This is a genomic window from Arthrobacter sp. AZCC_0090, from assembly GCF_014207375.1.
Classification (GTDB): Bacteria; Actinomycetota; Actinomycetes; order Actinomycetales; family Micrococcaceae; genus Arthrobacter.
Genome location: NZ_JACHEE010000004.1, coordinates 330,791 through 356,176, shown reverse-complemented (window position 1 = coordinate 356,176; position 25,386 = coordinate 330,791). Strand labels below are relative to the sequence as shown.

The following is a 25,386-nucleotide window of genomic DNA, read 5'->3' as shown; positions in this document are numbered from 1 at the left end:
GAAAGGTCCAGCCATGATGAAAAAACTCTTCACGCTCTCCTCATTAGCCCTTTTGGCGGCCGCCGGCCTCACGGCTTGTGACACCGGCGGCGGTGGTGCGCAGCCCGCCGCGGTGTCCACCCTGTCAACGGGGGCCGCTGTGTCCGGAGAAATCACCTTCTGGCACGCCTACAGTGCGGGCGGCGGTGAGATCAAGGCCTTGGAGAAGACCATCATCCCGAACTTCGAGAAGCTCCACCCTGGCGTCAAAGTCAAGGCTGTGCAGATCCCCGACAAGGACATGCACCAGAAACTCGTCACGGCGGCTGCAGGTACCAGCCTGCCGGATGTCATCCGCGCTGACATTGTCACCGTCCCTGAGCTGGCCAAGATCGGCGTGCTGACCCCGCTGAGCGAGGCCATGCCGGACTTCCAGTCCTGGGCCGACAAGATGTTCCCCGGTCCGCTCGCAACGAACAAGTACAACGGCAAGCTGTGGGGTCTTCCCTTGGACACCAACACCAAGGTGGTCATCTACAACGATGAGGCGCTGAAGGCCAACGGCATCGCCTCCGTTCCGAAAACGCTGGACGAACTGAAGGCAGCTGCGGACAAGGTGGGAGGCAAGTACATCCTCGCTGAAGGCGGCTCCGGAGCATGGCAGATGCTGCCCTATATCTGGTCCAACGGGGGCGACATGACCGATCCCGACGTGAAGAAGTCCTCAGGCTACCTCAACGGGCCAAAATCCGTTGCTGCCCTACAGATGATCGTTGATCTCTACAACAAGAAGGCCATTCCTGGAGTCATTCTCGGGGGCAGCGGCGGAACGCCAACGGGCGACGGCTTGCCGAAGGGTATGTACCCGACCATTGTGGACGGTCCGTGGACCTTCCCCAACATGGCCACGTCCTACCCGAATTTCCAGCCAAAAACGTCACCGATGTTCAGCGGCGATGGCGGCAGCGTCAGCGTGGTGGGCGGCGAAGACATCGTCATGACGCAGCAGTCCAAAAACAAGGAGCTCGCGGCCGAGTTCATCCGCTACATGCTGTCTCCGGATGCCCAGAAGTCGATGGGCCAGGTGGGCCAGCTGTCCGCGGAGAAGGACATGGCTGAATCGATGGCATCCATCCAGCCTTACTACGGTGCCTTCCTGGAGCAGCTCAAGACCGCCAAGCCACGGCCCGCCACGCCACAGTGGGCAAAGGTGGATGACATCTTCACCAAGCAGACCCAGCTTGCGCTTCAGGGCAAACTGTCCGCCCAGGAGGCAATGGATGCGGCCGTGGCACAGATCGATCCGCTCTTGGCGCAAGGCTGATACATGACGTCACAAGGTGTTCTCCGGAAACAAACAGTTTCGACCCCCTCCGCGGCCCGGCCTCGCAAACCGGGCCGTGGGGGGGCGAGCCGCACGCCTTCCCATTGGTGGGTGCCGTGGGCATTCGCGGCTCCCGGGTTGATCCTGTTTCTGCTGACCACTGGGTATCCGCTGGTGCGTTCCCTGCAGATTTCGTTCTACAAGTGGTCTGTGCTGCCCACCCAGGCAAGCAAGTTCATCGGACTGGACAATTATGTTCGGGCCCTGGCCGATCCCCAGTTCTGGACGAGCGTGGTCAACGCCGGCGTGTACCTGTTGATGTCCGTTCCAGCCACTGTGGCACTAGGCCTGTTCTTCGCGGTCCTCCTCCAGAAGAAGATGCCTGGCCGTACCCTCTTCCGGGTCCTGTTCTACATCCCAGTGGTCACCAGCTGGGTAGTGGTCTCGCTTCTGTTCAAGTTCCTTTTCACCACGGACAACGGTGCGGTCAACTGGTTCATGACGGACTTTCTGTCTCTTTCCGCCCATGCCGTGCCGTGGCTTGAACAACGCTGGACGGCACTGATCGCCATTTCCCTCCTGGGGATCTGGAAGAACCTCGGATGGTGCTTGGTGGTGTTCCTGGCGTCGTTGGGCGGTGTGGGGGAGGAGTTGTATGAGGCGGCCGCGCTGGACGGCGCCAATGCCTGGCACAAGTTCGTCCACGTGACGCTCCCCGGAATTCGAGGAACATTACTGTTTGTGCTCGTCTTGCAAGTGATCGGGGCATTCAATGTCTTCCCCTCGGTCCTTCTCATGACCAACGGCGGACCGGCGGGAAGCACGGAGGTTCCCCTGACCTATATGTACAAGCAGGCGTTCTCGTTCCTGGACTTCGGCTATGGCTCGGCCATGTCCTTCATCCTCGCGATCTTCATCTTTGTTGTGTCGTTCGCCCAGTTCAAATTCTTTGGTGAGAAGAAGGAGGCCCTGCGATGACGGCGATTTCCCTCAAGCCCAAAGGCTCGCGCGAGGCGGACAATCCGTCCAGGAACGAACGCCCAAAGCGGCCGTTGAACATCTGGCTACTAGTCCGCGTCGCGATCGTCTTGTGCGGAGCCGTGATGATGGTTGCGCCCTTCATGATCATGGTGTCCACCTCACTGGAGCCCAACACGGCCACCCTTCCGAATCCTCCGCATTTCCTGCCCCAGACCCTCACCTCGGCAAATTACGAGGAAGCCTGGACGGAGAACAATTTCGCCGGATTCTTTGGTAACTCAGCCTACGTTTCAGTGCTCACCACCGTGGCGTCAGTGGTCATTTCGTCCATGACGGCCTTCGCCTTCGCCCGTTTCGACTTTCCACTCAAGAACTTCATGTTCTCCCTTCTGCTCGCCGGTTTGATGATCCCGGGCATTGTGGTGATCGTCCCACAGTTCGTCTTGGCGAAAAGCCTGAACATGCTCGACTCCCTGGAAGGCCTGGTGTTCTTCTACACGGCCGGGCAGATCGCCTTCACCACATTTCTGTTGCGGGCCTTTTTCGAAAGAGTTCCCAGGGAATTGGACGAAGCCATGACGGTGGACGGCGCGGGCATCCTCCGCAAATTCCTGGTTCTGTACATCCCCCTTGCCCGTCCCGCCCTGGCCACCGCCGCCGTCTTTTCCTTCCTCGGAGCGTGGGATGAATACGTATGGGCCCTGACTGTCATCAGCGACGCCACCAAGCGCACGCTTCCCCTCGGCATCGCGGCATTCCAGGGCGAACACTCGACCGCGTGGGGCCTCGTTTTCGCGGCATCCACTCTCGCTGTCATCCCGGTGATCGCCGTCTACGTCGCCGGACAAAAACACCTCATCGCCGGAATCACCACCGGCGCCGTCAAATAGGCGCGAAGCGTCACAACAACTTAGGACTCCCACATGGTTCAACCCCTCGACATTCTCCCTACAAAGGCGAGCTACTCTCCCGCGGAACCAGCCGCCGTCGAACTCTGGATTCCCGACGGCGGTACCGCCGTCCTGACGGTTTGGCACCTTGGCGAGCGGGTCCAGACGCACGAAGGATGCGCCTCGGGAACTCTCACCCTGGACAGTCTGGGACCGGGCGGCTACGGCATAGAACTCAAGTCCGGCGGCGAAACGGTCCGAACTGCCATCGAGGTCGCCGCGGACCCGAGGGCACGCTTGAGATACGGGTTTGTGGCCAGCTACGGGCCTGACAAGGACGTGCAGCCAGTTGCCGAGCTCGTCCGCCGGTTGCACCTGAACGGCGTCCAGTTCTACGACTGGGCCTACCGGCACGCGGATCTGATGGGCGGCGGCCCGGAGTATTCGGACGCCCTCGGCCAGCCTGTTTCCCTCGCCACGGTCAAGGAACTTGTGAGGACTGTCCAAGCGGCGGGATCCCGGGCACTCGGTTACGCCGCCGTGTACGCGGCCGGTCCCGGGGAATGGCACAACTGGGAGCAACACGCCATGCTCACGCCGAGCGGCGAAACCTATGCGTTGGGCGACTTTCTCTTCCTCCTGGACCCCGCAGCCCAACCGTGGCTTGCCCATTTCACCAAGGAACTGGCCGACGCCACCTCATCCATCGGATTCGACGGCTTCCACCTGGATCAATACGGATATCCGAAACGCGCAGCCACTCCGGACGGTGCCCTGGTGGACGTCGCAGATTCATTCGTCCAGTTGATCGAGGGCGTCCGGAATGCGCTACCCGCCAGCCACTTGGTCTTCAACAACGTCAATGACTTTCCCACATGGCGCACGGCACCGACTCCCCAGGACGCCGTCTACATCGAAGTCTGGCCCCCGCACACCACTTTGGGTTCCCTGGCCGACGTCGTCAACCGGGCAAAAGCGGCGCGCCGGGACCAACCGGTGGTGATCGCTGCCTACCAGCATGTGTACGACGCCGCCGACCAGCAAGCTGCCGACCGGGCTACCGCGCTGACCATGGCCACGCTGTTCTCGCACGGAGCAACGCAGCTCCTGGCCGGCGAAGGGGATCGAGTGTTGGTTGACCCATACTATGTCCGCAACCACCCCATCAACCGGGACACAGCGGCGTTCCTGGCCCGTTGGTACGACTTCCTGGTGGAACATGACGAGCTGACCCTGGATCCCAGGATCTGCGATGTTACGGGCTCCTATGCGGGTATGTACAACGACGATCTGGACATTTCCTACCAAAACGCGGTGGTATCGGACCGTCCTGAGCCAGGGACCGTCTGGCGTCGAGTCACCAGCGTGCCCGGCGGCTTCGCCATTCATCTGATCAACTTGCTGGGCCAAACAGACACCGAGTGGGATGAGCCGCGTGCAGTGCCGCAATCACCGGGTGAGGGGCGCCTGCGGATCCGGAGGACCCGGGGTACGGTACCGCGCATTCGGTATGCGGATCCGGACCAGCAGGCTAAGCTCGTCGAGGTTCCCGTGGAGCTCGACGGGGACTACGCGACGGCGATCCTTCCTCCGCCACATCTGTGGCAGCTCGTCTACGTGACGGAGGAACCTGCTAGGGCTCCACGAACGCCGGCGCCTTAGGCTCAACCGCCCAGGCGGCCCGGTGCAGAGCGGTCGCGATCCAACCCCGCAGTCGTGCCAGCCGCAGGCGTCTTGCCGGACGTGCCGGAACAACCGGTGCTCCCGGCAGGGCACTGCGGCTGTCATTGTTCACAATGCTGATGACTGCGCAAGCCATCATCAACGAAAATTCCATGGTCATCTTCTTCTCATCTAAGCGTGGAGCCCTTAACTGGTAAATCAGTTTTGCGGCTGGAAGAAACCCGAAGACTCAAAGGCGGAACCGCCGTCGTTCAAGGTTCTGTTAAAGACGCTAAGCGTTCCGGAAGACGATGTCAGCAGCTGTGCCGCTCCCTGCTTTTCCTAGGACTGACGGTCCCACCCTGACCGCGCGCGGCCGAACGGCGGCCCTGAACGGTCAGTCGGAGATCGACGCCGGTGCGGCCAGCTCGGTTGCGCTGGTCGCCGCCCAGCTGGCGAGCAGTTTCAGACGTTCGTCACTCGCCGACCCGGGCTCCGCGGTGTACGCGAACATTGTCCACCCGGGATTGGCCGGGCACCCACTATGAGATTAACTTGATCGGGTGTCACCTTGGCCCGGCGGGAGCGCAGGAACTCACTCACATCGTTTCGACTGTCCATGGTTTCAGGCTACTTCCGGGGGTGGAACTGTGGGAGGTCCTGCCAGTACACGGTTCGCGGGGCACAAGGGCGTGGGCGGATGCGGCTGGTGCCATATCCGCCCACGTGGGTAGTTAGGTTGGGAGTTAGTGCCCGGGGCCGCCGGGGCCGCCGGTTTCGGTTGCTGTGATCTTGAAGTTTGCATCGAGTTTGATGGTGGCGTGGGTGCCGTCCGACTTGGTGATGTGGGCTTCGTAGGCGGCGCTGCCGTCGTCTTCGGTGGTCATGTTCTCGACCGTGGCGCCGGAGTTGGCGGCCAGTACGGCGTCCTTGACCTTGGTTGCGGTGTCACCGGTGAGGTCGGTCTCGTTCCCGTGGTTGCCGTGGCCGCCCTTGCCGCCTCCCGGCCCGCCGGTTTCGGTTGCGGTGACCTTGAAGCTCGCGTCGAGCTTGACGGTGGCGTGGGTGCCGTCCGACTTGGTGATGTGGGCTTCGTAGGCGGCGCTGCCGTCGTCTTCGGTGGTCATGTTCTCGACCGTGGCGCCGGAGTTGGCGGCCAGTACGGCGTCCTTGACCTTGGTTGCGGTGTCACCGGTCAGAGCTGTTTCGTTCCCGTGCGTGCCGCCGTTTGAGGCGGGTGTGGACGGGCTGGCAGTGGAAGTGTCAGTGGTTGCGGCGGTGGCCGGCAGGGCCATGGCGGTGAGAGCGCCGCCGCCTGCGACGGCGCCCATCAGGGCAACGCCCGCAGCGATTTTCCGGACTTTGTTCACGTTGGTGCTCCTTAGAATTTCAACTCCGACGGTTTCGAAGCTATCCCTATCCTGGAACCCCACGCTTTCGTACCTCTGTACCTACCCTGTGCCTGGACTGTGACAATATCTGCCGGCTCACAGCACGATCGGCCTGCGTGGAGTACCACGCAGGCCGATCCTGAGGCGTCATGTGCTCGGTGGCATGGTGACGCCGGTACCTTTATGCCGAGATCACATCAGCCGTTGTCGCCGGCAGGCGTCGAGGTGGTCGCGAAGCCGCCAACCTTGTTCGCCTCGATCGCGTACTTGTTCGTGAACGTGCCGCCGAGCGGGATCTTCGAGGTGTCCATGCCGAGCAGCTTCTCCATCGAAGCGATGGTCTTGGGGCCACCCGCAGGCATGATGCCGTCCGGGAGGAACTGGCCCTTGTCCTGCTCGAGGGCCTTGACGTAATCCTCCTTCTTGACGTTCTTGTTCTGGACGTAGTCCTGGGGCAGCTTGTCGGCGATGTCCTGGGCCGAGTGCGTCGCGATCCAGTGCATCGTCTCCACGAGCGCGTTGACGACCCGCTGAACGGCGTCCTCGTGGGTCTTGACCCAGTCGGCGTTGGCGATGACGCCCGCAGCCGGCCAGGTGCCGCCCACGGCCTTGGTCGCGCCGTCGGTCGTCGCGAGGTCGATCGCCGACTGCGCGATGCCCTGGCCCTCCAGTGCGGCGACAGTCGGTTGGGTCGTCATGACGCAGTCGGCCGCACCGGTCTTGATGGCGGCAACGGCGGTAGCGCCGGCTCCTGCCTTGACGGTGGTGTAGTCCTTGTGCGAGACGCCGGCCTGTGCAGCGATGAACTGTGTCAGTGTGTCGGTGCCGGATCCGAGGTCGGTGACGCCCATCTTCTTGCCCTTGATGTCGGCGCCGGAGTGCACGTTTGCGTTGGGGCTGCACATGATGCGTTCGCCCGGGGCCCCCGAGAGTTGCACGAGGTTGATGATGTTCTTGCCCTTGGACTGGAAGTCGAAGGTGTGGATGTACCACGCGCCGGACATGTCGACCTGGCCAGACGCCATGGCGTCCTCGGCGCCAACGCCGCCGTCGGTCTCGGTGGAGAGCTCCATATTGACGCCGTACTTCTTGTACAGGCCGAGCTGGTCCGCGAGCTTGTACGGGAGGTAGATCTGCTTGTCGATGCCGCCGATCATCATCTTCACAGTGGGCATCGGGCCGGATCCCGTAGTGGCCGCGCCGCCGTTTGCGGCCGGGGCATTGCCGCCACATGCCGCGAGGCTGAGCGCAACGGCTCCGGTAGCGGCGACGGCAAAGATAGAGCGCTTCATCATTGTTTTACGCATCCTTTGTTGATCCCCGAAGGGATGTGGGTGTTTGGTGGAACGGAATTGCTGGGTGGGAAAATAGCTTTCGGCCCTAGATCGACTGCGCCTCGGAGCGGTTCGGTGGACGCCACTTGAGGAGCTTGTGCTCAAGCAGCCCGATGAGGAATTCGGCCGCAAGCGTGATGACGGCAATGATCACCATGCAGGCGAAGACTGTGTCCGGATCGAAGGTGCCCTGGGCTTGGCTGATGATGAGGCCGATGCCCTTCTGGGCGCCGAGCACCTCCGCGACGAGGGCTCCGATGATCGCGAAGCCGAACGCCGTATGGAGGCTCGCGATGATCCACGTCATGGCCGACGGGATCGTCACGTGCATCGCTACCTGGAACGGGGAGGCGCCGAGCACCCGCACGTTCGCCACGAGGTTCTGGTCCACTTCCCGGACGCCCTGGAACGCGTTGAAGAAGACGACGAAGAACACGAGCACGGCTGCGAGCAGGATCTTCGGGAAGACCCCGAGGCCGAACGCCACGATGAAGATCGAGCCGAGCACAATACGGGGAATCGAATTCACGATCCGGATGTACGGCCCGACGACCGCCGAGAGGTACTTGTTGGAGCCCAGGAGAATGCCGAGCACCACACCGACGAGCGTCCCGAGCACGAAACCAAGGAGCGCTTCCTGGGCTGTGACCCCGAGGTTCTCCCAAATGGTGCCGAACGCGGTTCCCTCTGTGAAGAGCTTGACGAGGCTGTCCCAGATCTGCGAGGGCTGGCCGAAGAAGAATTTGTCTACCCAGCCTTGCTCGGTGAACCACTGCCAGCCGCCAACCACAATGAAGGCGAGCGCCACGCGGCCTATCCAGATCGATGTCGTGCGGCGCCGGGCTTTGCTCCGGCCGGCGTTCTTTGCTGCTGTCTCGGTTTCCACTGGCTTCTCGCTCTTGCGCGTTTCATGATGGGTGAGGGTAGTCATGCTGCTGCTCCTGCCGTGCGCGCATAGGCGCGGGTGACCTCGTCCTTCAAGGACTCCCAAATGTGCCCCTGGAGTTCCAGGAAGCGCTCCTCGTGCCTGATCTCTTGGACATTCCCGCGCGGCCTCGGTAGATCGATGTCGAAGACATCCTTGACCGAGCCCGGGCTGCTCGTCATGATGACCACCCGATCGGAGAGCGCCACCGCCTCGTCGAGGTCATGAGTGATGAACAGGACCGAAGGGCGCAGCTCCTCCCAGAGCTTCAGCAGTTCGTTCTGCATGATGGCTTTGGTCTGCACGTCGAGCGCGCCGAACGGCTCGTCCATCAAGAGAATCCGAGGATTGTTGATGAGCGCCGCAGCCATGGCTACGCGTTTGCGCATACCCCCGGACAACTGGTGCGGATAGCGATCCTCGAAGCCGGCCAGGCCGACCCGACGCAGCCAGTCCATGGCTAGCGCGGTGGCTTCCCGCTTGGGCGTGCCGAGGAGGATCGGGCCCATCATCACGTTGCCGAGCACGCTCTTCCAGGGGAACAGTGCGTCTGCCTGGAACATGTAGCTCACGCCGTTCGTGATGCCCTCCACGGTCTGGCCGCCCACCTTGACGGAGCCTTCGCTCGGGCTTTCCAGGCCCGAGACCTGGGCGAGCGTGGTGGACTTGCCACAGCCGGTCGGTCCGACAATCGAGCAGAACTGGCCGGGTTCCACCTTGAGCGACACATCGCGGATGGCAGTGAACGTCTCGCCTTTGGGGGTGAGATAGCGCTTGGTCAATCCGACGATGTCGATGCCCGCACTGTCGTCGACCTTCTTGAGTGCACCGGGCGGCCGGTGGCGATCGTTGGCTTCCATCTGCTAAGACCTCTCTGTCTTTTGGTTAGTGTGTGCGTGATCCGGATCACGGAAACTATGTAGAGCCTAGAAAGCGAAAGCCCGCGCCAGAAGGCTTCAGTAAGTTGTGGGGATTAACAGCAAAAGTGCATGTTTTGAGCCTTTATGCACGGCCGTGAATCGCCGGAAGGCACCGCTTCCCGCATGGTGGCCGTGAACTTTGTCACATAAGCTTCTAATTGGAGATGAGGAAGAGGGTGGCAATGCACGCAGGGTTGTTGGCGCCTGTGAAAGCCCTCAGTGCACGCTGGAAGGCCCGTCCCCTCGCCTCCCAGATTCTGGTGTGGTTGCTCTGCATCCTGTTCGTCACCGTCACTCTGGGTGCGCTTCTCTACACCCAGATCAGCAACCAGACCCTTGAGGACCAGTACAGGCTCCGGGCCTTGGGGATTGCCACGACAGTGGCGCAAATGCCCGAAATCGTGACGTCGCTGGGCAATGGAGATCCAAAGCAAACCATCCAGGCGATCGCCACAAAAGTGCAGGCCGAAGCGCAACCGGCTTACGTCGTCGTGAGCGACCGCAATGGGAAGCGGTACTCCCACCCGAACCCGGATCTCATTGGCCGGACCCTGGAAGAACCCGTTGCTGTCCTTGACGGGCAGACCCACGTCGGAATCGACAAAGGCAGCTTGGGTGACTCAGTCAACGCCAAAGCGCCCGTGCGCGCGGCGGACGGAACCGTCGTCGGGCAGGTCTCGGTGGGAATCCTGGAGACCAAGGAAAGCAGTGAACTGGCCCAGCAGGTGTGGCTGATCGCCGGCTATTCGGCCGTGGTGCTCTTGATCAGCGCCACGGGTTCGGCGCTGCTGGCCCGCAGGATCAAGCGGGTCACCTTCGATCTCGAACCGGTGGAGATTGCGTCCCTCCTGCAAGAGCGCGAAGCGCTGCTGCACGGCATCCGGGAAGCGATGATCGGGTTCGACGACGACGGGCGGGTCACCGTTATCAACTCCGAGGCGCGCTCCTTGCTGCACCTGGAAGAAAACGTACTGGGAGAGAAAATCGAGGATCTTCTGCCGCCCGGAAGGCTCCGTTCCCTGCTGACCGGGCAGATCAGCGGAACCGACCAGATCGTGATCACCGAGGACGCTTTGCTGGTGGTGAACCGGATGTCCGTCGCCTTGGCCGGAAGGAGCATAGGCTCGGTGGTCACGCTGCGCGACCGTACTGAAGTCGAGGGCTTGGTGCGTGACCTCCGCTCCGTCGAAGGCCTGATGGAAGCGTTGCGCGCCCAGGAGCATGAGTACGCCAATCGCCTCCACGTGGTGGACGGACTCTTGGAGCTCGGAGACGTGGACCAGGCGCGGAACTTCGTCTCGCGGATTTCGGACACCTCGCGATCGCTCGGCGAGGGCCTGCGCTCGCGGATCGAACCTCCGGAACTCGCTGCGCTCTTGCTCGCGAAAATCACCGTGGCTGACGAGCAGGACGTGGAGATCTCGGTGACTGACGATTCGCAGCTGCGCCAACCGTTCCTGGAAACACAAGCGCTACTGACGATCGTCGGGAACCTCTTGGACAACGCCGTCGAGATCCTCTCGGAGCAACCTGCGCCCCGCGAGGTGACCATCCAGCTGGACGATTCCTCCGGTATCTTCATTTGCGTGACCGACAACGGGCCCGGTGTTCCTGCAGAATTGGTGGGCACGATCACCGCCGATGGGTTCACCACCAAGGAACCGCGGCCCGGAATGCGTCGAGGGATAGGCCTTGCGTTGGTGAGCAGGATCGTTCACCGTGCGGGAGGCACTATGGATGTTTTCCCGGGTCCCGGGGGACGCTTTGAAATCTGGTTGCCGGAGCCGCACGTGGAAACCGAAAGCCAAGTAATGACAGGAAAATCGATCGAATGATCCGCACATTGGTAGTCGACGACGACTTCCGCGTAGCGCGCATCCACGCCAGCCGCGTGGCAAAAATAGAGGGCTACGAGTGCGTCGGTGAGGCGCACACCGCTGCGGAGGCCAGGGAAGCCGTGCAACGGCTCAAGCCGGACCTGCTTCTCCTCGATGTCTACCTCCCCGATGAAGACGGCATCAGCCTGTTGCGGTCACTCCAGGGAGCCGGTGAAAAGCTCGACGCCGTCATGATCACCGCCGCGCGCGACCTTGAGACCGTCCGGGCTGCCATGCGCGGGGGAGCGGTGTACTACCTCGTCAAACCGTTCGGCTTCGAGCAGCTTCAAACGCAGCTGGAGGCTTACCGGCGCTGGCGGCGGGAGGCGGAATCCCGGACCGTGGCCGATCAGGCGACGGTGGACCAGCTCTTCAGCCTGCGGCGGACGGCTGCCCCCGCCCAAGGTCCCCGACGCCTGCCGCCCACCATGCAAAAGGTCCTCGACATGGTCATCCACGCCACCGAGCCCTTGGGAGCTTCCGAGATTGCGGGCAGCGTCGGCATCAGCCGCCCCACGGCCCAGCGCTACCTCAGTGAGCTCGAACGCAAGGGACTCGTTGACCTGCATTTGGCCTACGGCGCCACCGGGCGCCCGGTCAATACGTACTTGCCCAGGAAGGCTTGAGGGACTGTAGCTCTTTCGACGACTGGATGGTCTAAGTAGAGCGCCGGTTGCGCGCTTGGTGCGCCAGCTGGATGAAGCCATAGATGAAGGCGGCCTCGATGAGCGCCATCAATCCCAGCCACAGCAACTCACCCTTGCCGATAAAGTCGATGGCACCGACGAGGACGAGCACGGTTCCGAGGACCAGCGCATAGACGGCGAAACCGAAGGCCACTCTTGCGCTTCGCACACCTGTCCGGATGCCAAAGCCCAAAGGTTCTCCTCCGGGGTATCCCTGGACACGATCGTGTCCAGCGGGCTTCAGCCTGTCGAACTCATCCCAAGGATCCTGATCCTGATCGGCCATATTTCCATTATCCCGCGAATGTAAGCGAAGCAGTCTCCGGGTGCGCGGTTTTCGTGCTCTCCTTCAATAGCTCCCTTCGCCCTGAGTCAAGCCGTTCGGTTCCATACCGGAACAAGATTGACCAAGGTGAACGCACCCGCCACCGATCAGCAAAGGAGCTAACGTGTCCGAAACGACCCAAAATACCCAGTTGAGGCGTAACACCCTCGGAGTTGCGGCCATTGTCTTCCTTGTCCTGGCCGCAGTGGCACCCCTCACCGGAATTGTTGTGGTTGCTTCCCTCGCGGTTGCGCTTGGCAATGGAGGCGGGGCCCCGGCGTCGTTCCTGATCGTCGCGGTGATCCTCATGTTGTTCGCCGTCGGGTACGCACAGATGTCGAAACAACTTGTCAATGCCGGAGGCTTCTACGCTTTCGTCGTGAAGGGTCTGGGCCGGACCGGCGGCCTCATCGCGGGCCTGATCGCCACACTTGGCTACAACTTCTTCGTCGTGGGAACCATTGGTACCAGCGGGTTCTTCATGCAATCGATCATCGCGGGCCTCACCGGTTTCGATCTTCATTGGTACGTCTGGGGATTGGCCTCGATCGCCGTGTCCTTCTTCATGGCACGGCAGGGGGTCGATTTCAGCTCGAAGATCCTGGGCGTTTCCCTGGTGCTGGAAACCCTCATTCTGGTTATTTTCGACATCTCGGTCCTCTCGCAAACCGGATTTGACGTGTCCGCCTTCAGCCCCGACGCGGTGTTCTCCGGCTCCCTGCCCATCGGCCTGCTCCTCGCAGCGACGGGCTACCTCGGCTTTGAGGCAACCGCCCTTTTCGGCGAAGAAGCAAAGAACCCGCTGCGTACCATTCCCAGGGCAACCTATGTTGCGATTTGCACCATCGGACTTGTCCTCGGGGTCACGACGTGGGCAGTTGTCAGTGCCACAGGAGTAAGCCAGGCACAAGCATCAGCAGTGGACCACATGCCCGCGGGAGATCTTCTCTTCAGCCTTTCGCAGCGTTATCTGGGTTCCGCCATGACCGACATCATGATGGTCTTGCTGCTCGTTAGTCTCTTCGCCGCCATGCTGGCTTTCCACAACTCCGCAACCCGATATCTCTACTCCTTGGGCAGGGCGAAGGTTCTTCCTTCGGCCTTGGCACGGACCAGGCATAACGGCGCTCCCCAGTTTGCCGGCGTCGTGCAAATAGCGTTCGCCGCAATCGCCGCCGGACTTTTCGCGCTCGCCGGACTCGATCCGATCACCGCACTGGTGCCGAGCATGCTCGGTTTCGGAACCCTCTGCGTGATTGTCCTCCAGGCACTCGCGGCCCTGTCAATCGTTGTCTATTTCCGTCGGGCACGTGACCCGCGCCTTTGGAGCACCTTGATCGCTCCCGGCATCGGTTTCATCGGACTGCTGGCGATAGTCGTCCTGGCAATCACGAACTTCGACGTCGTCGCCGGGTCCTCGGAAATCAGCATCCGGCTCATGCCATTGCTGCTCGTCGGTGCCCTCATTGGGGGCCTCCTCTACGCAAGCTATCTCAAACGATCGAAGCCCGCGGTGTACGAGGGACTGGCCACCGATCTTGAAAAATTCAACGGCGATGCTCCCTTGGATCAGCAAGAAGAGGAAGTTCTCCCAGCCGTCCAGGTTTGACCGCACCTTTCATGCTGTTGTTCGTATGTCCTGACATGTTTGCGAGAATTCTGTTTTCGGTTAATCCCTGATTCACAGGCCGTGTCTCGCCCCTTCACCTTGCCCTTGGATGGTGGTTCCTGCATTCGGGGGACTTTTCAAACAAGATGAAGGAACACCCATGACCAACCGCTTCCTAGCCGCGGCCGCCGTCGCCGTTGTTGCAGCCACCGCTGTGACCGGCTGCGCACAAAGCAGTACCGCATCGGCCCAGAACAATGGCGCCAGCGCATCCCCGGACAAGTCGATCACCGTGTTCATCAGCGGGGACACCAATGTCCAGAATCTGTGGGAAAAGAGCCTTGTTCCCGCGTTCGAAAAGGCCAACCCTGGCTACCACGTGAAGGTCACCCTGGATCTGCACGGCGAGCACGATGCCCAGACCCTGGCGAAACTGACCAGTGCCACGGAGCAGAACAAAGAACCCGATTTTGATCTGGTGGATGGCGGCTTCGTCTCCAAGGCCTCCGCAGCCAATCTGCTGACCTCCGTGAGCTCCCAGACAATTTCGGCCCTGAACGATGTCCCGCAGGACGTCATCAAAGCCGGTGGCACCGGAGGCATCCCGTACCGCGGCTCCGCGGTGCTCCTGGCCTATGACACCAAGACAGTCGCCACTCCGCCGAAGACCCTTGATGAGCTGCTCGCCTGGATCAAGGCAAACCCGGGCAAATTCACCTACAACTCGCCCAAGTCGGGAGGGTCTGGCGGCGCATTCGTCGCCACTGTTTTGGACAAGTTCGTCCCGGCCGACGCTCGCGCCAAGATGACGGTGGGCTACGAGAAGGACTTGGAGAAGTACTGGGACCAAGGCTTCGCAACGCTGAAGGACCTCAACTCTTCCGTTTTCCAAAGCGGTGTCTACCCCAACGGCAACCAGCAGACCCTTGACCTGCTCGCCAAGGGACAGATCTCCATGGCTCCGGTTTGGTCGGACCAGTTCATCACCGGCTTGACGAACGGCCAGATTCCGTCCTCCGTGAAGGCAACCCAGATCAGCAACCCGTCCTTCACTGGCGGCGCTGCCTACCTCGGCATCCCCAAGTCCTCGCCCCGCCAGGAGGCGGCACTGAAGCTTGCCAACTTCGTCCTCACGCCGGACGCGCAGTCCATGATCATCAAGGAAATGTCCGGCTTCCCGGCCATCAGCTTGGACAAGCTGCCGGCGGATGTGAAGGAGAAGTTCAAGGACGCAGACACGAACAACCTGCGTAAGGGCTACTTCGACCAGATGGGCAAAGACCTGAACAACCTCTGGGACCAGAAGGTTCCCGGGCAGTGACAACCACGCTTCACAAGCCGGCGGAACTGCAACAGACAGTTCCGCCGGCTCCCGTCGGGCGCCCGAAGCGCCTGGGCCAGCGCGCCGTCGGGTTCTTCATGGCACTCCCGCCGATCCTCCTGATCGCACTCTTTGTCGGATTCCCGATCGTGCTCGCCTTCGGTTTCAGCATCGGACTGACCGGTGGGCTGAACCACACGATTGCCACCATCGGCCAGAACGTGCACGAGGCGGACGCTTGGTGGGGGACCCTGGCCGCGTACCAGGAAATGTTCACCAACAAGCGTTTCCTTGGTGACCTTCTCGTCACGGTCATTGTGACGCTCGTGAGCACGGCAACGGTCATCTTCCTGGCGCTGGGGATCGGGCTCTACCTCAAGCTCAAGGGTGGCCGAATGGCCCGCGTGCTCTCCGGCCTGGCGATCGTGCCGCTGTTCATCCCGGTGGTCATCGCTTCCTGGGCCATCCTGACCTTCTACTCCGGCACGGGTTTCCTGCGGAGCGTTTTCGCGCTTGCCGGGCTCGACTTCCCCGTGTGGGCCTTCACCATGGTCACGGTCATCATCGGCTCGGTCTGGACGTCGCTGCCGTTCGCTGTGCTCATGGTCTCCTCCGGACTGCAGTCCGTGCCAAACGCCATGATCGAAGCAGCGCGCGACGCCGGTGCCGGCGCCTTGCGCACGATCGTCTCAGTGATCGTTCCCATGGCCGCCGTTCCGATCATCATCGCGACGACGTTTACTGCCATCGGAATCGTCGGATCGTTCACGGTCCCTTACTTCACCGGGCCCAATTCACCGAACATGCTCGGAGTGGACATGTCCAACTACTTCTCGTCCTTCAACCAGCCGCAGCAGTCGGCTGTCATGGCCTTCACTGTCTTCCTGATTGCCTCCGGAATCGCCGCACTCTACGTGTGGGCAAACTTCCGCTCCGCCAAGGAACAGGGGAAAGTCTGATGGCGACCACCGCTGCTTCCCGCTCCCGCAGGCCGCTCACGCTCGACTCGATGGTCCGCAGTGCCCTGGTGGGCCTGTTCGTGGTCCTCATGGTCGTTTTCATCCTGGGCCCCCTGCTCTGGCTGGGCGTCCGCGCCTTCGCCGGCAACTGGACGTTCCCCAACCTCCTTCCCGATGACTGGACGCTGCGCTGGTGGCAGGTTGTCATCAACGACGGCGCGCTCGGCATCGCGGTGCAGAACTCACTGTTCTTCGCTCCGCTGACTGTGCTGGTTTCTGCGATCATCTGTTTGCCCGCGGCCTACGCCTTCGCCCGCTTCGATTTTCCCGGACGCCGCTTCTTCCTGATCAGTCTCTTCGCGACCAACGCCTTTCCCAAGATGGGATTGTTCGTCACCCTGGCGGCTCTTTTCTACGCGCTGAACCTCATGAACAGCGTGCTGGGAATCCTGGTGGTGCACGTGCTGGGCACAGTGGTCTTCATGACCTGGATTCCGGCGGCAGCGTTCGCTGCCGTGCCGCGCAACCTGGAGGAAGCAGCCCGCGACGCCGGAGCCTCCAAATTGCGCGTGTTCGCCTCCGTGACGCTCCCCATGGCGCTGCCCGGCATTATCGTCGCGGCCGTGATGTCCTTCCTGGCGTCCTTCGACGAAGCACAAGGAACGTACTTGGTGGGTGCGCCGGCCTTCATGACCATGCCCACCCAGATGTACAGCCTTGTCCTGAACTACCCCACCCAGGTGGCTGCCGTCTTCTCGATCCTGCTGGCCATCCCCTCCGTCGCCCTCATGCTCGCGGCGCACAAGCACATCCTCGGCGGCCAGCTCGCCGAAGGCTTCCAGATCAAATAGCGCCCCGCGCTCAACGTCAGACAGAGAACACCGATGACAATTCATGAACCATTGACTGAACCACCCGCCAGCACCACAAATCCGGGAACTGCGGCGTCGGGCGGTGGCCTGACTATCCGCGGCCTGCACAAGGTCTTGGGTGGCCGCACCATCATCGACAACCTCGATCTCTCGGTACAAGAGGGCGAACTGGTATCCCTGCTAGGGCCCTCCGGCTGCGGCAAGACAACGACGCTGCGGATGATCGCCGGCTTCCTGGAACCCGATTCCGGTTCCATTGAGGTGGAAGGCCAGGAAGTGTCCCACCTTGGCGCGGAGAACCGCCCCAGCGCCATGGTTTTCCAGAACTACGCCCTATGGCCCCACATGACCGTGGCCAAGAACGTCGGCTTCCCGCTGAAGCTCCGCAAGATGTCGAAGGCTGAGATCAAGGACAGGGTGGAAGCCGTCCTGGAGCTGGTCAGCCTTTTGCACCACAAGGATTCCAAGCCCGCGCGCATCTCCGGCGGCGAGCAGCAACGCGTGGCTTTGGCCAGGGCACTCGTCCAGGAGCCGAAGCTCTTGCTCCTCGACGAACCCTTGAGCAACCTGGACGCGAAACTGCGTGTCAAAGTCCGTGAAGACATCCGCAAGATCCAGCAGGAACTGGGCATCACCACCGTCATCGTCACGCATGACCAGGAAGAAGCGATGTCCATGTCCGACCGCATCGCCGTCATGAATGCGGGCAAGATCGAGCAATACAGCACCCCGGAGGCGCTCTATGCCCGCCCGGAAACCGAGTTTGTGGCCACCTTCATCGGCAGCATGAACCGCCTGGAAGGCTCGCTCAACAACGGACTCATCACCGCGGGCCCGGACATTCTCGGGATCCGGCCCGAGGACGTCATCCTGGCAGCCGCGCCCTTCGCGGGTGCGGTCCCGGCGACGGTCGAGAGGGTCGTCCCCCGCGGACATTTCCAGGAAGTGTACGTGCGCAGGGCCGACGCCCAGCTCCGCAGCTTTGTGAGCGGCGAGCTCATGCAGCCAGGCCAACAGACCTATGCCGGGATTCGCAAGGCCATGACTTTCCGGGACGGACGCCTGGTAGCAGAGGCGGGTGCCGCACTTTGAGCAACATCATTGACACCAAAAGGACCCGCGCCACAGCCCATCGGGGTGACTCCAGCAAATACCTGGAGAACACCCTGCCCGCCATCTCCTCAGCCATCGACGCGGGTGCAGACCTCGTGGAAGTGGATGTCCGGGTGACGAAGGATGGCCAGGTGATCCTGCTCCACGACGCCTCGCTGCTCAGGATTTGGGGCCTGGACTGCGACGCTGCAGACGTCGACTATGACCAAATCAGCCGGCTGGGGGCAGGCGAGGAACGGATTCCGCTGCTGTCCGAAGCCCTCGAACTACTCCGCGGGAGCTCGTCTAAGCTGCTCATCGACATGGACGAGCCGGGCCCCGCAGAGGCGGCTGCCGCCGTCGTACGCGAAAGCGGCGTCGAAGTGGCCTGGTGCGGGAACCTGGACGGAATGCGGACCATCCGCGCCCTCGACCAGGACGCCCGGATCTGGCTGCCGTGGAGCAAAAGGATCGCCCCGCCAGAGGAGCTGTTTACTGAACTAAGTCCCGAGTTCGTCAATTCCGAGCACGTTGTTCTCAGCAAGGACATGGTCGAACAGATCCACGCCGCGGGAGCCAAGGTTGCGTGCTGGACCGTGGACGACTTGGAAACCATGCGCTGGGCCTTGGGACTTGGCGTGGATTCGATCACGAGCAACCAGTTGGATCTGTTGCAAAGCGCCATCGCCGAAGACCCGCAGGCATGGGCTTCGACCCAGGCTCCCGGGGGACTGGCCGGAGATGAGGTACTTGAGTCCCGGAAAGTCGCGTTGGAACTGGCCGAATGGGCCGTCGGGTACATGCGCGACGCCGATCGCGGCCAGGTCTCGACCAAAGCGCACCCTGCCGATCTGGTCACGGAAGTCGATGTCGCCGTCGAGCGCCATGTCCGCGAAGTGATTGCCGCCCGCCTTCCCGGCCACACGGTGGTGGGCGAGGAAATGGGCGGAGTCGCTGTGCCTGGCGCGCCGTGTTGGTACCTTGACCCCGTCGACGGGACCACCAATTATGTGAACAACCTTCCTTGGACGGCGTTCTCGCTCGCCTTGGCCGTGGACCGCAAGCCGGCCGTGGCAGTTGTCGCTGACCCGTGGCGTGGCGAGATTTTCGAGGGGTGGGCCGGTCATGGTGCCTGGCTGAACGGAAATCCGCTGTCGCTGGCTCCGCTGGATTCGGCGTCGGCGGCTTTGGCCGGAACCGTCGTGGCGACCGAACTCGCGGGGCACTTGCCGTGGCCCGGAATGCTGGAACTGCTCGCGGAACTCGGCGAACGGCACAGCATCATGCGGATCATGGGTTCGGCCACCATGACGGTGGTGGGCGTAGCTGCCGGGCGTGGTGCGGGGGCCATCATCGGGAGCTTCAGCCCGATCGACCACTTGGCTGCGACGCTCGTTGTCCAAGAGGCTGGAGGCGTCGTCCTCAATTCCGAAGGCGAGATGGACACATTCCCGGAACAGGGCGGGGTGCTCGCGGCTCGTCCGGAATACTCCGCCGAGCTGTACGAACTGTGGAGCCAGGCACATGCCGGTGCGGGCAACTGAGAAAGCGGGTCCGCTCGCCGGCGCCCTTTCCACGCTTGACCGGCGGAGCCGCTTCGAATTGATCGGGGAGATCCCCCTCGACTTCCCGACCCATCACCCACAGGGCATGGCCTTCGCCAAAGGGCTGACGTTCTTGTCGTCCGTTGAGATCCTCGAAGCGCCGTACCCCGCGGCGGATCCGGCATTGCGCACTCCCGGGCGGGGAAGCGGGCACGTCTTCGTCCTCGGCGAGGGCGGCGAATTGATCCGCGATATCCCGGTCGGCGAGGGCGCCGTCTACCACCCCGGCGGCATCGATTTCGACGGCGAGCACATCTGGGTCTCGGTGGCCGAATACCGCGCCGCGAGTGGAAGCATCGTCTATACGATCGATCCGGACACCTTCGAGGTCCGCGAGCGGTTCCGCGTGGATGACCACATCGGTTGGATTCTCCGCGACCCGGGACTGGACCTGGTGTTCGGCGGAAGCTGGGGTTCCCGGCAGCTCTTCACCTGGGATACGGAAGGCCGCCTGGTGGACCAGTGGGAGAACCCCGGCCACTTCGTCGACTACCAGGATGCCCAGCTCCTGGGGCCGGGCCTCCTGCTGTGCAGCGGGATTTCCTTGTTGCCGCAGGCCAATGGCACTGCCCTTGAACTCGGGGGACTGGCCCTGGTGGAACCGCTACGGCAAAGCATCAGGCTGGACGTGCCCATCAGCGTGTTCAGCGGTGCGGGTCACGTCATCACCCGCAATCCTGTCACCATCACCGCAGATGAATCCGGGCTGCTGCTTCATGCTGCTCCCGACGACGGTGACGACCCCGGAGGAACACGGATCCTGAGCTACCGGATCATTTAACACAGCCGTGACAGACCGGAAACGGATCCTGAACCGGGCGTGGATAGCGTGGCCGCATGATCGTATCCATCATGTCCAAGGTCAGTGCCTGGATCGAGGCCGCCTACTTCTACGAAGCCGCCGAGCTGGGGGCCTCGGGCGCCACGGAATCCACCCGGTACGGCTGGCTCCCGGCCCTCAGCGGTGTTGCCATTGCCGAGGCCCAGGCCCGGAAAATCCGCCCAGGGGAGTAGCTAGAACCCCGAGATTCCGGGGTTTTCATGTGGCCAAATGTCTTGTTGAACACACTATTCGTTGATGGCGTGTACTATGCCCTAAACTGCTTCACTGAGGTGCCTGAAATGGCACTATGCAGCAACGAAAGTGAACCACAACAATGGCTACCGATTACGACGCCCCACGCAAGACCGAAGAAGAGTCTCCCGCCGAATCGCTCGAGGCCCTTCAGGCGTCGCGCGGCTCCGGTGCCCAGACTGCTGTGATCGACGTCGACGAGAACGACACAGCCGAGGGCATCGACCTTCCGGGTGCCGACTTGTCCGGCGAAGAACTGACCGTCATCGTTGTCCCGGAGCAGTCCGATGAATTTACGTGTTCATCCTGCTTCCTGGTCCGTCACCGGTCGCAGATCGCACTGGAAAAGAACGGCCTCAAGTACTGCCGCGACTGCGAAGGCTAAACCCCGTACGCAAAGCAGCCCCTCTCGACTGGAAACCAGCAACGCCAAACCAGCCGGGTGGGGCTTTTGCATGTCACGCCCAGCAGACTTTTGGCAGATCGCGCCCGCGAAGGTCCCGGAATCCCGGGGTTTGGCAGGCTGCAGACCCCTAAAAAGTTGCCGTGCGTGACGCAGGCCACCGGCCCCTCAGAAGGCACCGCTCCGGCGTCGTTATCCGGGATAACGAACAGAGGCGCGGAACGGCGCCGGAACTCGAGAAAACCGCCGAAACCGGGCGGATGAATGACGCATTGTGACCCTAATCGAGGCCCACTAACAGTTGGGCGCCGAAGCGGATACGAAGTCCCTTAAAGGGCCCCCACGCTCCTACGCTTGAGGTATCAAATCGCTCAAGCACTCGGAGGAGTGGGCCCAGTGAGAAAGTTTCAAGTGTGGTTGGCAGCTTTGATGGTGGCCGCCGGACTTGGTTTCGTGGCTCCGGGGGCGGCGTCCGCCGCCCCGTATTGCGGGATCGTCTGGGGATCATTGTCGAAGTCCACCCCTGCGTTGACCCAGGCGCAAGTCGTCAATGTCAGGACGGGTCAGCAAACCTGCTTTGACCGTCTGGTGATCGACCTGAACGGCACGGTTGCCGGCTACTCAATCCGCTACGTTCCGCAGGTAGTTCAGGACGGCTCCGGACTTCCCGTTGAGTTGAGGGGTAACGCGTTCTTGCAAGTCACGGTCAACGCGCCGGCGTACAACCCAAGCGGCAGTGCAACGTACAACCCGGCCAACAAAGCGGAACTGACGAACGTCTCCGGGTACAAGACCTTCCGGCAGGTGGCGTACGCGGGAAGCTTCGAGGGCTACACCAGCCTTGGCCTGGGGGTCCGTGCCCGGCTCCCCTTCAGGGTCTTCACACTGGCCGGCCCCGGAACGGGATCGCGCCTGGTGATTGATGTGGCCCACATGTGGTGAACCAACCAACACATGACAGAAGCCCTGTTCCGCCGAGTCCGGAACAGGGCTTCCTTCATGTTGGAGGCTACTCGGGAACTACGAGGGCCGGGGTGTCCTTGCGGAGGGTTTCGCCGCGGAAGAAGCCGGGGCGGACGCGGGCCATGATCACCATGACCACCGCTCCGAGGGCCAAGATGCCTATGCCGATGATGAACACCAGGCCGACGCCGAAGATTTCGGACCCGCTGCCGAAGTCCGGCGACCAGCTGTCCACAGCCGTCTGGATGAAGACCAGCGTCAGCACCACGCCGCCGACCACCGGGAAGAGCAGGCGCATGAAGAAGTTGCGGACGCTGCTGAACACGCTGTGCCGGAAGTACCAAGCGCAGGCAAATGCGGTCATTCCGTAGTAGAAGCAGATCATCAAGCCAAGCGCCAGGATGGTGTCGTTGAGGACGTTCTCGCTGACCACCTTCATGATGGCGTAGAACCCGCCGGAGATCGCGCCGGCAACGATGGTCGCGTAGCCCGGGGAACCGAAACGCTTGCTGACGGTGGAGAATTTCTGCGGCAGGGCGCCGTAGTGTCCCATGGCGAGGAGGCTTCGGGCGGGGGAGGCCATGGTGGACTGCAGGGACGACGCCGTGCCTGCGAGTACAGCGAGGGACATCAGGATGGCCAGCGGGCCCATGACCGGCGACGCCAGTGCAGCGAAGATGTTCGACTGGTTGTCCGGGTTGTTCAGCCCGATGCCGTCGCCGCCGATGCCGGCAACCATCATCGTGGCGACGATCACCGCGACGTAAAGTCCCAGCACGGCAATCGCCGTCGTCGTGCCGGCCTTGCCAGCGGTACCCTTGCCGCCCTTGGTCTCTTCATTGACCGTCAGGCAGACGTCCCAGCCCCAGTAGACGAAGACTGCCAGGGACATGCCGGCGGCGAATTGCTCGAAGCTGCTGATCTTCGTGGGGTCGAACCAGTCCCAGCTGAAAGCAATGGCCGTGGGGGTGTCGCCGGAGGATGCGTGGGTGAGTGCCATGACGATGAAGACGCCCAAGACCACTACCTGGAATCCCACCATGGCGTACTGCACCAGTTTGGTGGCGTGCAGGCCGCGGTAGCTGACCCAGACGGCCAGTGCCACGAAGGCCAGGCAGGTGGCGATGTTCAAGGCTTTGTTGGACGTCAGATCGGCCAGATCGGGATTGCCGAAAACCTGGGCAAGGAAGAGGTAGAAGAAGTCCACCGCGACGCCGGCCAGGTTGGAAAGGACGATGATATTGGCGGCCAGCAGTCCCCAGCCGCCCATCCAGCCGATGAACGGGCCGAAGGCCTTGGTGGCCCAGGTGAAGGTGGTGCCGCTGTCAGGGGAGTCCGCGTTGAGCTCGCGGTAGGCGAAGGCCACCAGGATCATCGGGATGAACGCAACGATGAAGATGGCGGGCAACTGCAGTCCCACTGCGTTGACTGCCGGGCCAAGCGAGCTGGTCAGGCTGTAGGCGGGTGCCACGGAGGAAATGCCAAGGACGACGACGGCGAGGAGCCCCAGCTGCCCCGTCTTGAGTCCTTTGCCGCTGATGCCGTGTTCGGTGCCGGCGGGATCGTGGGCCTCCACGGTTTTCCTTGCGCTTGGGCGGGTTATTTGAGTCATGTGATTGGCTCTTTCTAGATGGCCGAGAGGTGTTGCTGGGTGATGCTGTGGCATCCGGTCATGCAGATCGTTCTTCAGTGAGACGAGAGTCACTAAATGAATGACGTTCATTTAGTATGGACGTGGAGAGCCCGTGGCGCAAGTGGTTTTACCAAACAATTTTGGTTTGTGGCGCGCGAAAAGTGAGATCTCGGCTCTTTCGCGGGTTGAAAGAGCCGAGATCTCACGTGTCAAAATGGGGAGTGGGCTGCTTAGGCGCTCAGTTCGGCCCGGAGGGAGTAGTCCTCGCCGTCCAGGACAACCTGGGTGCAGCGTCCGGTTTCCGGGTTCAGCACAATCGGTGCCGCGAGGTTGACCGTGGTCTTTTCCAAGGTCGGGTTGACCACCACGAGAACGGTTGCCCGCCCAGTCCGGTCCGGCCCAGTCCGCTCCGACCCAGTCCCGTCCAAGCCAGTCCGGTCCAGCCCAGTCCGCTCCAAGCCGAGAACCTCCAGCGTTGAGTGGGGGATGGCCGGGGCGTAGTCCGGAACATAGACTGCGGCATCGGCCAGGAACATCCGGATGCGCGGGCTGGCTGACTCCATGGCGTAAAGTCCGGGGGCGCCGTCGATTCCCCGCAAGGCGAACCCCTCTGCGGCTTCAAGCCCAGGCATCGGTGCTGTGAAGCTCAGCTCACCAAACGCCAGTGCGGTGCTCATCGCAGGAAATCCATGAGCGTGGGCTGAAGTGCCTTGGCGGTGACCGCGAGGGCAACCTGGTAGTTGGTTTCCTGCAGCTTCAAGTCCAGGACCGTCTTTCCCATGTCGGCGTCTTCAATTCCGGAGCGCTGTGCGTCCAGCGTCAACTTCAGCCCATCGACGGAATCCTGGGCGCTCAAGAGCTTGGCTTGCCTCGCGCCCACCTCGGCGCGACCCTCGATGACTGTTTTGATCCTGTCACCGATTGCCGGCAAACGGCTGCTGACATTGGCGCCGGAGCGGATGTCGGCCACGACGTTGCTCACCAAAGCGAAAACCGAGCCGGCGCCGTCGCCGAAGATCGCACCGCCGTCGGCATCTACCCGCACTGTCTGTGACGCATCAACCCGGCGTTCCACGGTGCTTCCTGGCGTTCCGTTGTACACAGGCGGGGTGGCGCTAGTGAACGCCCCTGCGGAATCGGAGCTTCCCGCGAAGATGTTTCGGCCCAGATATTGGGTATTCGCCTGGGCGAGGAGATCCTTGTTGAGGCCTTCGAGTTCGACGGCGATCGCCTCCTTGGCGGTGTCGTTGAGGGAGCCGTTGGCGGCTTGGACAGTAAGGTCCCGGACGCGGTTGAGGATGTTGGTGGACATGCCGAGGGCCGAGTCTGCGGTGGTGAGCCACCCGTTGCCGTCGCTGATGTTGTTTCCGTATTGCCCCGCCGCGCTGAGTTGGCTCTTCGTGGCAAGGAGATTCGCCGTGGCGGCGGGATCGTCCGAGGGTCGGGTGATGTTCTTGAGGTTGCTCGCTTTGTCCTGCAAGGCGGCGAGTTTGGACTGCCCGGCCTGGAGGTTCCGTTGAGCGGCCGCGGACATCGTCAGGTTCGTGACACGGTTCAGCAT

At 62.2% G+C, this 25,386-nt stretch carries 24 protein-coding genes; 16 read left to right on the top strand and 8 right to left on the bottom strand.

Annotated features, from left to right (window positions below; all coding sequences use genetic code 11):
* The first annotated feature begins 13 nt into the window (after window positions 1–13).
* From HNP00_RS08980 to HNP00_RS08965, 4 genes are all read left to right on the top strand, one after another.
* Window positions 14–1,303 (top strand): extracellular solute-binding protein, encoded by a 1,290-nt coding sequence (locus HNP00_RS08980; protein WP_184738071.1) that lies wholly within the window; start codon window positions 14–16, stop codon window positions 1,301–1,303.
* 111 nt (window positions 1,304–1,414) lie between these two features.
* On the top strand, window positions 1,415–2,281 hold the full coding sequence (locus HNP00_RS08975; protein ID WP_184738069.1) for a carbohydrate ABC transporter permease: 867 nt from the start codon (window positions 1,415–1,417) through the stop codon (window positions 2,279–2,281).
* Complete coding sequence (locus HNP00_RS08970; protein ID WP_184738067.1) at window positions 2,278–3,174, top strand: carbohydrate ABC transporter permease; 897 nt, start codon at window positions 2,278–2,280, stop codon at window positions 3,172–3,174. The genes HNP00_RS08975 and HNP00_RS08970 overlap by 4 nt, the downstream gene beginning before the upstream one ends.
* 33 nt (window positions 3,175–3,207) lie before the next feature.
* The gene (locus HNP00_RS08965) at window positions 3,208–4,836 is read left to right on the top strand and encodes a glycoside hydrolase family 66 protein (protein ID WP_184738065.1); all 1,629 of its coding nucleotides are present in this window, start codon (window positions 3,208–3,210) and stop codon (window positions 4,834–4,836) included.
* 746 nt (window positions 4,837–5,582) lie between these two features.
* On the opposite strand, the gene HNP00_RS08960 is transcribed toward HNP00_RS08965, so the two are convergent.
* The 4 genes from HNP00_RS08960 to HNP00_RS08945 all read right to left on the bottom strand — a co-directional run bounded on the left by HNP00_RS08960 (window position 5,583) and on the right by HNP00_RS08945 (window position 9,346).
* Window positions 5,583–6,206: a PepSY domain-containing protein gene (locus HNP00_RS08960; RefSeq protein WP_184738062.1), complete on the bottom strand. Its 624-nt coding sequence runs from the start codon at window positions 6,204–6,206 to the stop codon at window positions 5,583–5,585.
* Between the two features lie 218 nt (window positions 6,207–6,424).
* Complete coding sequence (locus tag HNP00_RS08955; RefSeq protein WP_221451329.1) at window positions 6,425–7,522, bottom strand: ABC transporter substrate-binding protein; 1,098 nt, start codon at window positions 7,520–7,522, stop codon at window positions 6,425–6,427.
* An 85-nt stretch (window positions 7,523–7,607) separates the two neighbouring features.
* Entirely contained in the window at window positions 7,608–8,492 is an 885-nt protein-coding gene (locus HNP00_RS08950) for an ABC transporter permease (protein ID WP_184738060.1), read from the bottom strand.
* On the bottom strand, window positions 8,489–9,346 hold the full coding sequence (locus HNP00_RS08945; RefSeq protein ID WP_184738058.1) for an ABC transporter ATP-binding protein: 858 nt from the start codon (window positions 9,344–9,346) through the stop codon (window positions 8,489–8,491). The genes HNP00_RS08950 and HNP00_RS08945 overlap by 4 nt, the downstream gene beginning before the upstream one ends.
* Window positions 9,347–9,588: 242 nt before the next feature.
* Between HNP00_RS08945 and HNP00_RS08940 the strand changes: the two genes are divergently transcribed.
* Together HNP00_RS08940 and HNP00_RS08935 are read left to right on the top strand one after the other, a co-directional pair.
* A complete protein-coding gene (locus HNP00_RS08940) occupies window positions 9,589–11,241 on the top strand; it encodes a sensor histidine kinase (protein WP_184738210.1) in 1,653 nt (550 codons plus the stop codon).
* The gene (locus HNP00_RS08935; RefSeq protein WP_184738055.1) at window positions 11,238–11,909 is read left to right on the top strand and encodes a response regulator; all 672 of its coding nucleotides are present in this window, start codon (window positions 11,238–11,240) and stop codon (window positions 11,907–11,909) included. The genes HNP00_RS08940 and HNP00_RS08935 overlap by 4 nt, the downstream gene beginning before the upstream one ends.
* A 31-nt stretch (window positions 11,910–11,940) precedes the next feature.
* Here the strand turns inward: HNP00_RS08935 and HNP00_RS08930 are convergent, their stop codons facing one another.
* On the bottom strand, window positions 11,941–12,255 hold the full coding sequence (locus tag HNP00_RS08930) for a hypothetical protein (protein WP_184738054.1): 315 nt from the start codon (window positions 12,253–12,255) through the stop codon (window positions 11,941–11,943).
* A 163-nt stretch (window positions 12,256–12,418) separates the two neighbouring features.
* Here HNP00_RS08930 and HNP00_RS08925 point away from each other — a divergent pair, with 163 nt between their 5' ends.
* From HNP00_RS08925 to HNP00_RS08880, 10 genes are all read left to right on the top strand, one after another.
* Window positions 12,419–13,903, top strand: a complete 1,485-nt coding sequence (locus HNP00_RS08925) for an APC family permease (protein ID WP_184738052.1) — start codon at window positions 12,419–12,421, stop codon at window positions 13,901–13,903.
* 160 nt (window positions 13,904–14,063) lie between these two features.
* Window positions 14,064–15,224, top strand: a complete 1,161-nt coding sequence (locus HNP00_RS08920; protein ID WP_184738050.1) for an extracellular solute-binding protein — start codon at window positions 14,064–14,066, stop codon at window positions 15,222–15,224.
* The gene (locus tag HNP00_RS08915) at window positions 15,221–16,183 is read left to right on the top strand and encodes a sugar ABC transporter permease (RefSeq protein ID WP_311770535.1); all 963 of its coding nucleotides are present in this window, start codon (window positions 15,221–15,223) and stop codon (window positions 16,181–16,183) included. The genes HNP00_RS08920 and HNP00_RS08915 overlap by 4 nt, the downstream gene beginning before the upstream one ends.
* Window positions 16,183–17,034: an ABC transporter permease gene (locus HNP00_RS08910; protein ID WP_260404856.1), complete on the top strand. Its 852-nt coding sequence runs from the start codon at window positions 16,183–16,185 to the stop codon at window positions 17,032–17,034. The genes HNP00_RS08915 and HNP00_RS08910 overlap by 1 nt, the downstream gene beginning before the upstream one ends.
* Window positions 17,035–17,085: 51 nt before the next feature.
* Window positions 17,086–18,147, top strand: a complete 1,062-nt coding sequence (locus HNP00_RS08905; RefSeq protein WP_260404855.1) for an ABC transporter ATP-binding protein — start codon at window positions 17,086–17,088, stop codon at window positions 18,145–18,147.
* Window positions 18,144–19,691: an inositol monophosphatase family protein gene (locus HNP00_RS08900; protein ID WP_184738046.1), complete on the top strand. Its 1,548-nt coding sequence runs from the start codon at window positions 18,144–18,146 to the stop codon at window positions 19,689–19,691. The genes HNP00_RS08905 and HNP00_RS08900 overlap by 4 nt, the downstream gene beginning before the upstream one ends.
* Window positions 19,678–20,532 (top strand): DUF6454 family protein, encoded by an 855-nt coding sequence (locus tag HNP00_RS08895; RefSeq protein ID WP_184738044.1) that lies wholly within the window; start codon window positions 19,678–19,680, stop codon window positions 20,530–20,532. The genes HNP00_RS08900 and HNP00_RS08895 overlap by 14 nt, the downstream gene beginning before the upstream one ends.
* 56 nt (window positions 20,533–20,588) lie before the next feature.
* Window positions 20,589–20,765 carry a hypothetical protein gene (locus tag HNP00_RS08890; protein ID WP_184738042.1) on the top strand — a complete coding sequence of 59 codons (177 nt, stop codon included), beginning with the start codon at window positions 20,589–20,591 and terminating at the stop codon, window positions 20,763–20,765.
* A gap of 143 nt (window positions 20,766–20,908) precedes the next feature.
* On the top strand, window positions 20,909–21,211 hold the full coding sequence (locus HNP00_RS08885) for a DUF4193 domain-containing protein (protein WP_028266109.1): 303 nt from the start codon (window positions 20,909–20,911) through the stop codon (window positions 21,209–21,211).
* Between the two features lie 414 nt (window positions 21,212–21,625).
* Entirely contained in the window at window positions 21,626–22,171 is a 546-nt protein-coding gene (locus tag HNP00_RS08880) for a hypothetical protein (protein WP_184738039.1), read from the top strand.
* 67 nt (window positions 22,172–22,238) lie between these two features.
* Here HNP00_RS08880 and HNP00_RS08875 read toward each other — a convergent pair whose 3' ends face one another.
* The 3 genes from HNP00_RS08875 to flgL form a co-directional block, all read right to left on the bottom strand.
* A complete protein-coding gene (locus tag HNP00_RS08875) occupies window positions 22,239–23,804 on the bottom strand; it encodes an APC family permease (protein WP_184738037.1) in 1,566 nt (521 codons plus the stop codon).
* A gap of 251 nt (window positions 23,805–24,055) precedes the next feature.
* Window positions 24,056–24,502, bottom strand: coding sequence for a flagellar assembly protein FliW (locus tag HNP00_RS08870; RefSeq protein ID WP_184738035.1), 447 nt, complete (start codon window positions 24,500–24,502; stop codon window positions 24,056–24,058).
* Window positions 24,499–25,386: a flagellar hook-associated protein FlgL gene (gene flgL, locus HNP00_RS08865; protein WP_184738032.1), complete on the bottom strand. Its 888-nt coding sequence runs from the start codon at window positions 25,384–25,386 to the stop codon at window positions 24,499–24,501. The genes HNP00_RS08870 and flgL overlap by 4 nt, the downstream gene beginning before the upstream one ends.

Bases quoted from the DNA above. Each gene is read 5' to 3' on its own strand.
- HNP00_RS08980 (WP_184738071.1), top strand. From the start codon at position 14: ATGATGAAAAAACTCTTCACGCTCTCCTCATTAGCCCTTTTGGCGGCC.
- HNP00_RS08970 (WP_184738067.1), top strand. From the start codon at position 2,278: ATGACGGCGATTTCCCTCAAGCCCAAAGGCTCGCGCGAGGCGGACAAT.
- HNP00_RS08965 (WP_184738065.1), top strand. From the start codon at position 3,208: ATGGTTCAACCCCTCGACATTCTCCCTACAAAGGCGAGCTACTCTCCC.
- HNP00_RS08955 (WP_221451329.1), bottom strand. From the start codon at position 7,522: ATGATGAAGCGCTCTATCTTTGCCGTCGCCGCTACCGGAGCCGTTGCG.
- HNP00_RS08950 (WP_184738060.1), bottom strand. From the start codon at position 8,492: ATGACTACCCTCACCCATCATGAAACGCGCAAGAGCGAGAAGCCAGTG.
- HNP00_RS08945 (WP_184738058.1), bottom strand. From the start codon at position 9,346: ATGGAAGCCAACGATCGCCACCGGCCGCCCGGTGCACTCAAGAAGGTC.
- HNP00_RS08940 (WP_184738210.1), top strand. From the start codon at position 9,589: ATGCACGCAGGGTTGTTGGCGCCTGTGAAAGCCCTCAGTGCACGCTGG.
- HNP00_RS08935 (WP_184738055.1), top strand. From the start codon at position 11,238: ATGATCCGCACATTGGTAGTCGACGACGACTTCCGCGTAGCGCGCATC.
- HNP00_RS08930 (WP_184738054.1), bottom strand. From the start codon at position 12,255: ATGGCCGATCAGGATCAGGATCCTTGGGATGAGTTCGACAGGCTGAAG.
- HNP00_RS08920 (WP_184738050.1), top strand. From the start codon at position 14,064: ATGACCAACCGCTTCCTAGCCGCGGCCGCCGTCGCCGTTGTTGCAGCC.
- HNP00_RS08910 (WP_260404856.1), top strand. From the start codon at position 16,183: ATGGCGACCACCGCTGCTTCCCGCTCCCGCAGGCCGCTCACGCTCGAC.
- HNP00_RS08890 (WP_184738042.1), top strand. From the start codon at position 20,589: ATGATCGTATCCATCATGTCCAAGGTCAGTGCCTGGATCGAGGCCGCC.
- HNP00_RS08885 (WP_028266109.1), top strand. From the start codon at position 20,909: ATGGCTACCGATTACGACGCCCCACGCAAGACCGAAGAAGAGTCTCCC.
- HNP00_RS08875 (WP_184738037.1), bottom strand. From the start codon at position 23,804: ATGACTCAAATAACCCGCCCAAGCGCAAGGAAAACCGTGGAGGCCCAC.
- HNP00_RS08870 (WP_184738035.1), bottom strand. From the start codon at position 24,502: ATGAGCACCGCACTGGCGTTTGGTGAGCTGAGCTTCACAGCACCGATG.
- flgL (WP_184738032.1), bottom strand. From the start codon at position 25,386: ATGCTGAACCGTGTCACGAACCTGACGATGTCCGCGGCCGCTCAACGG.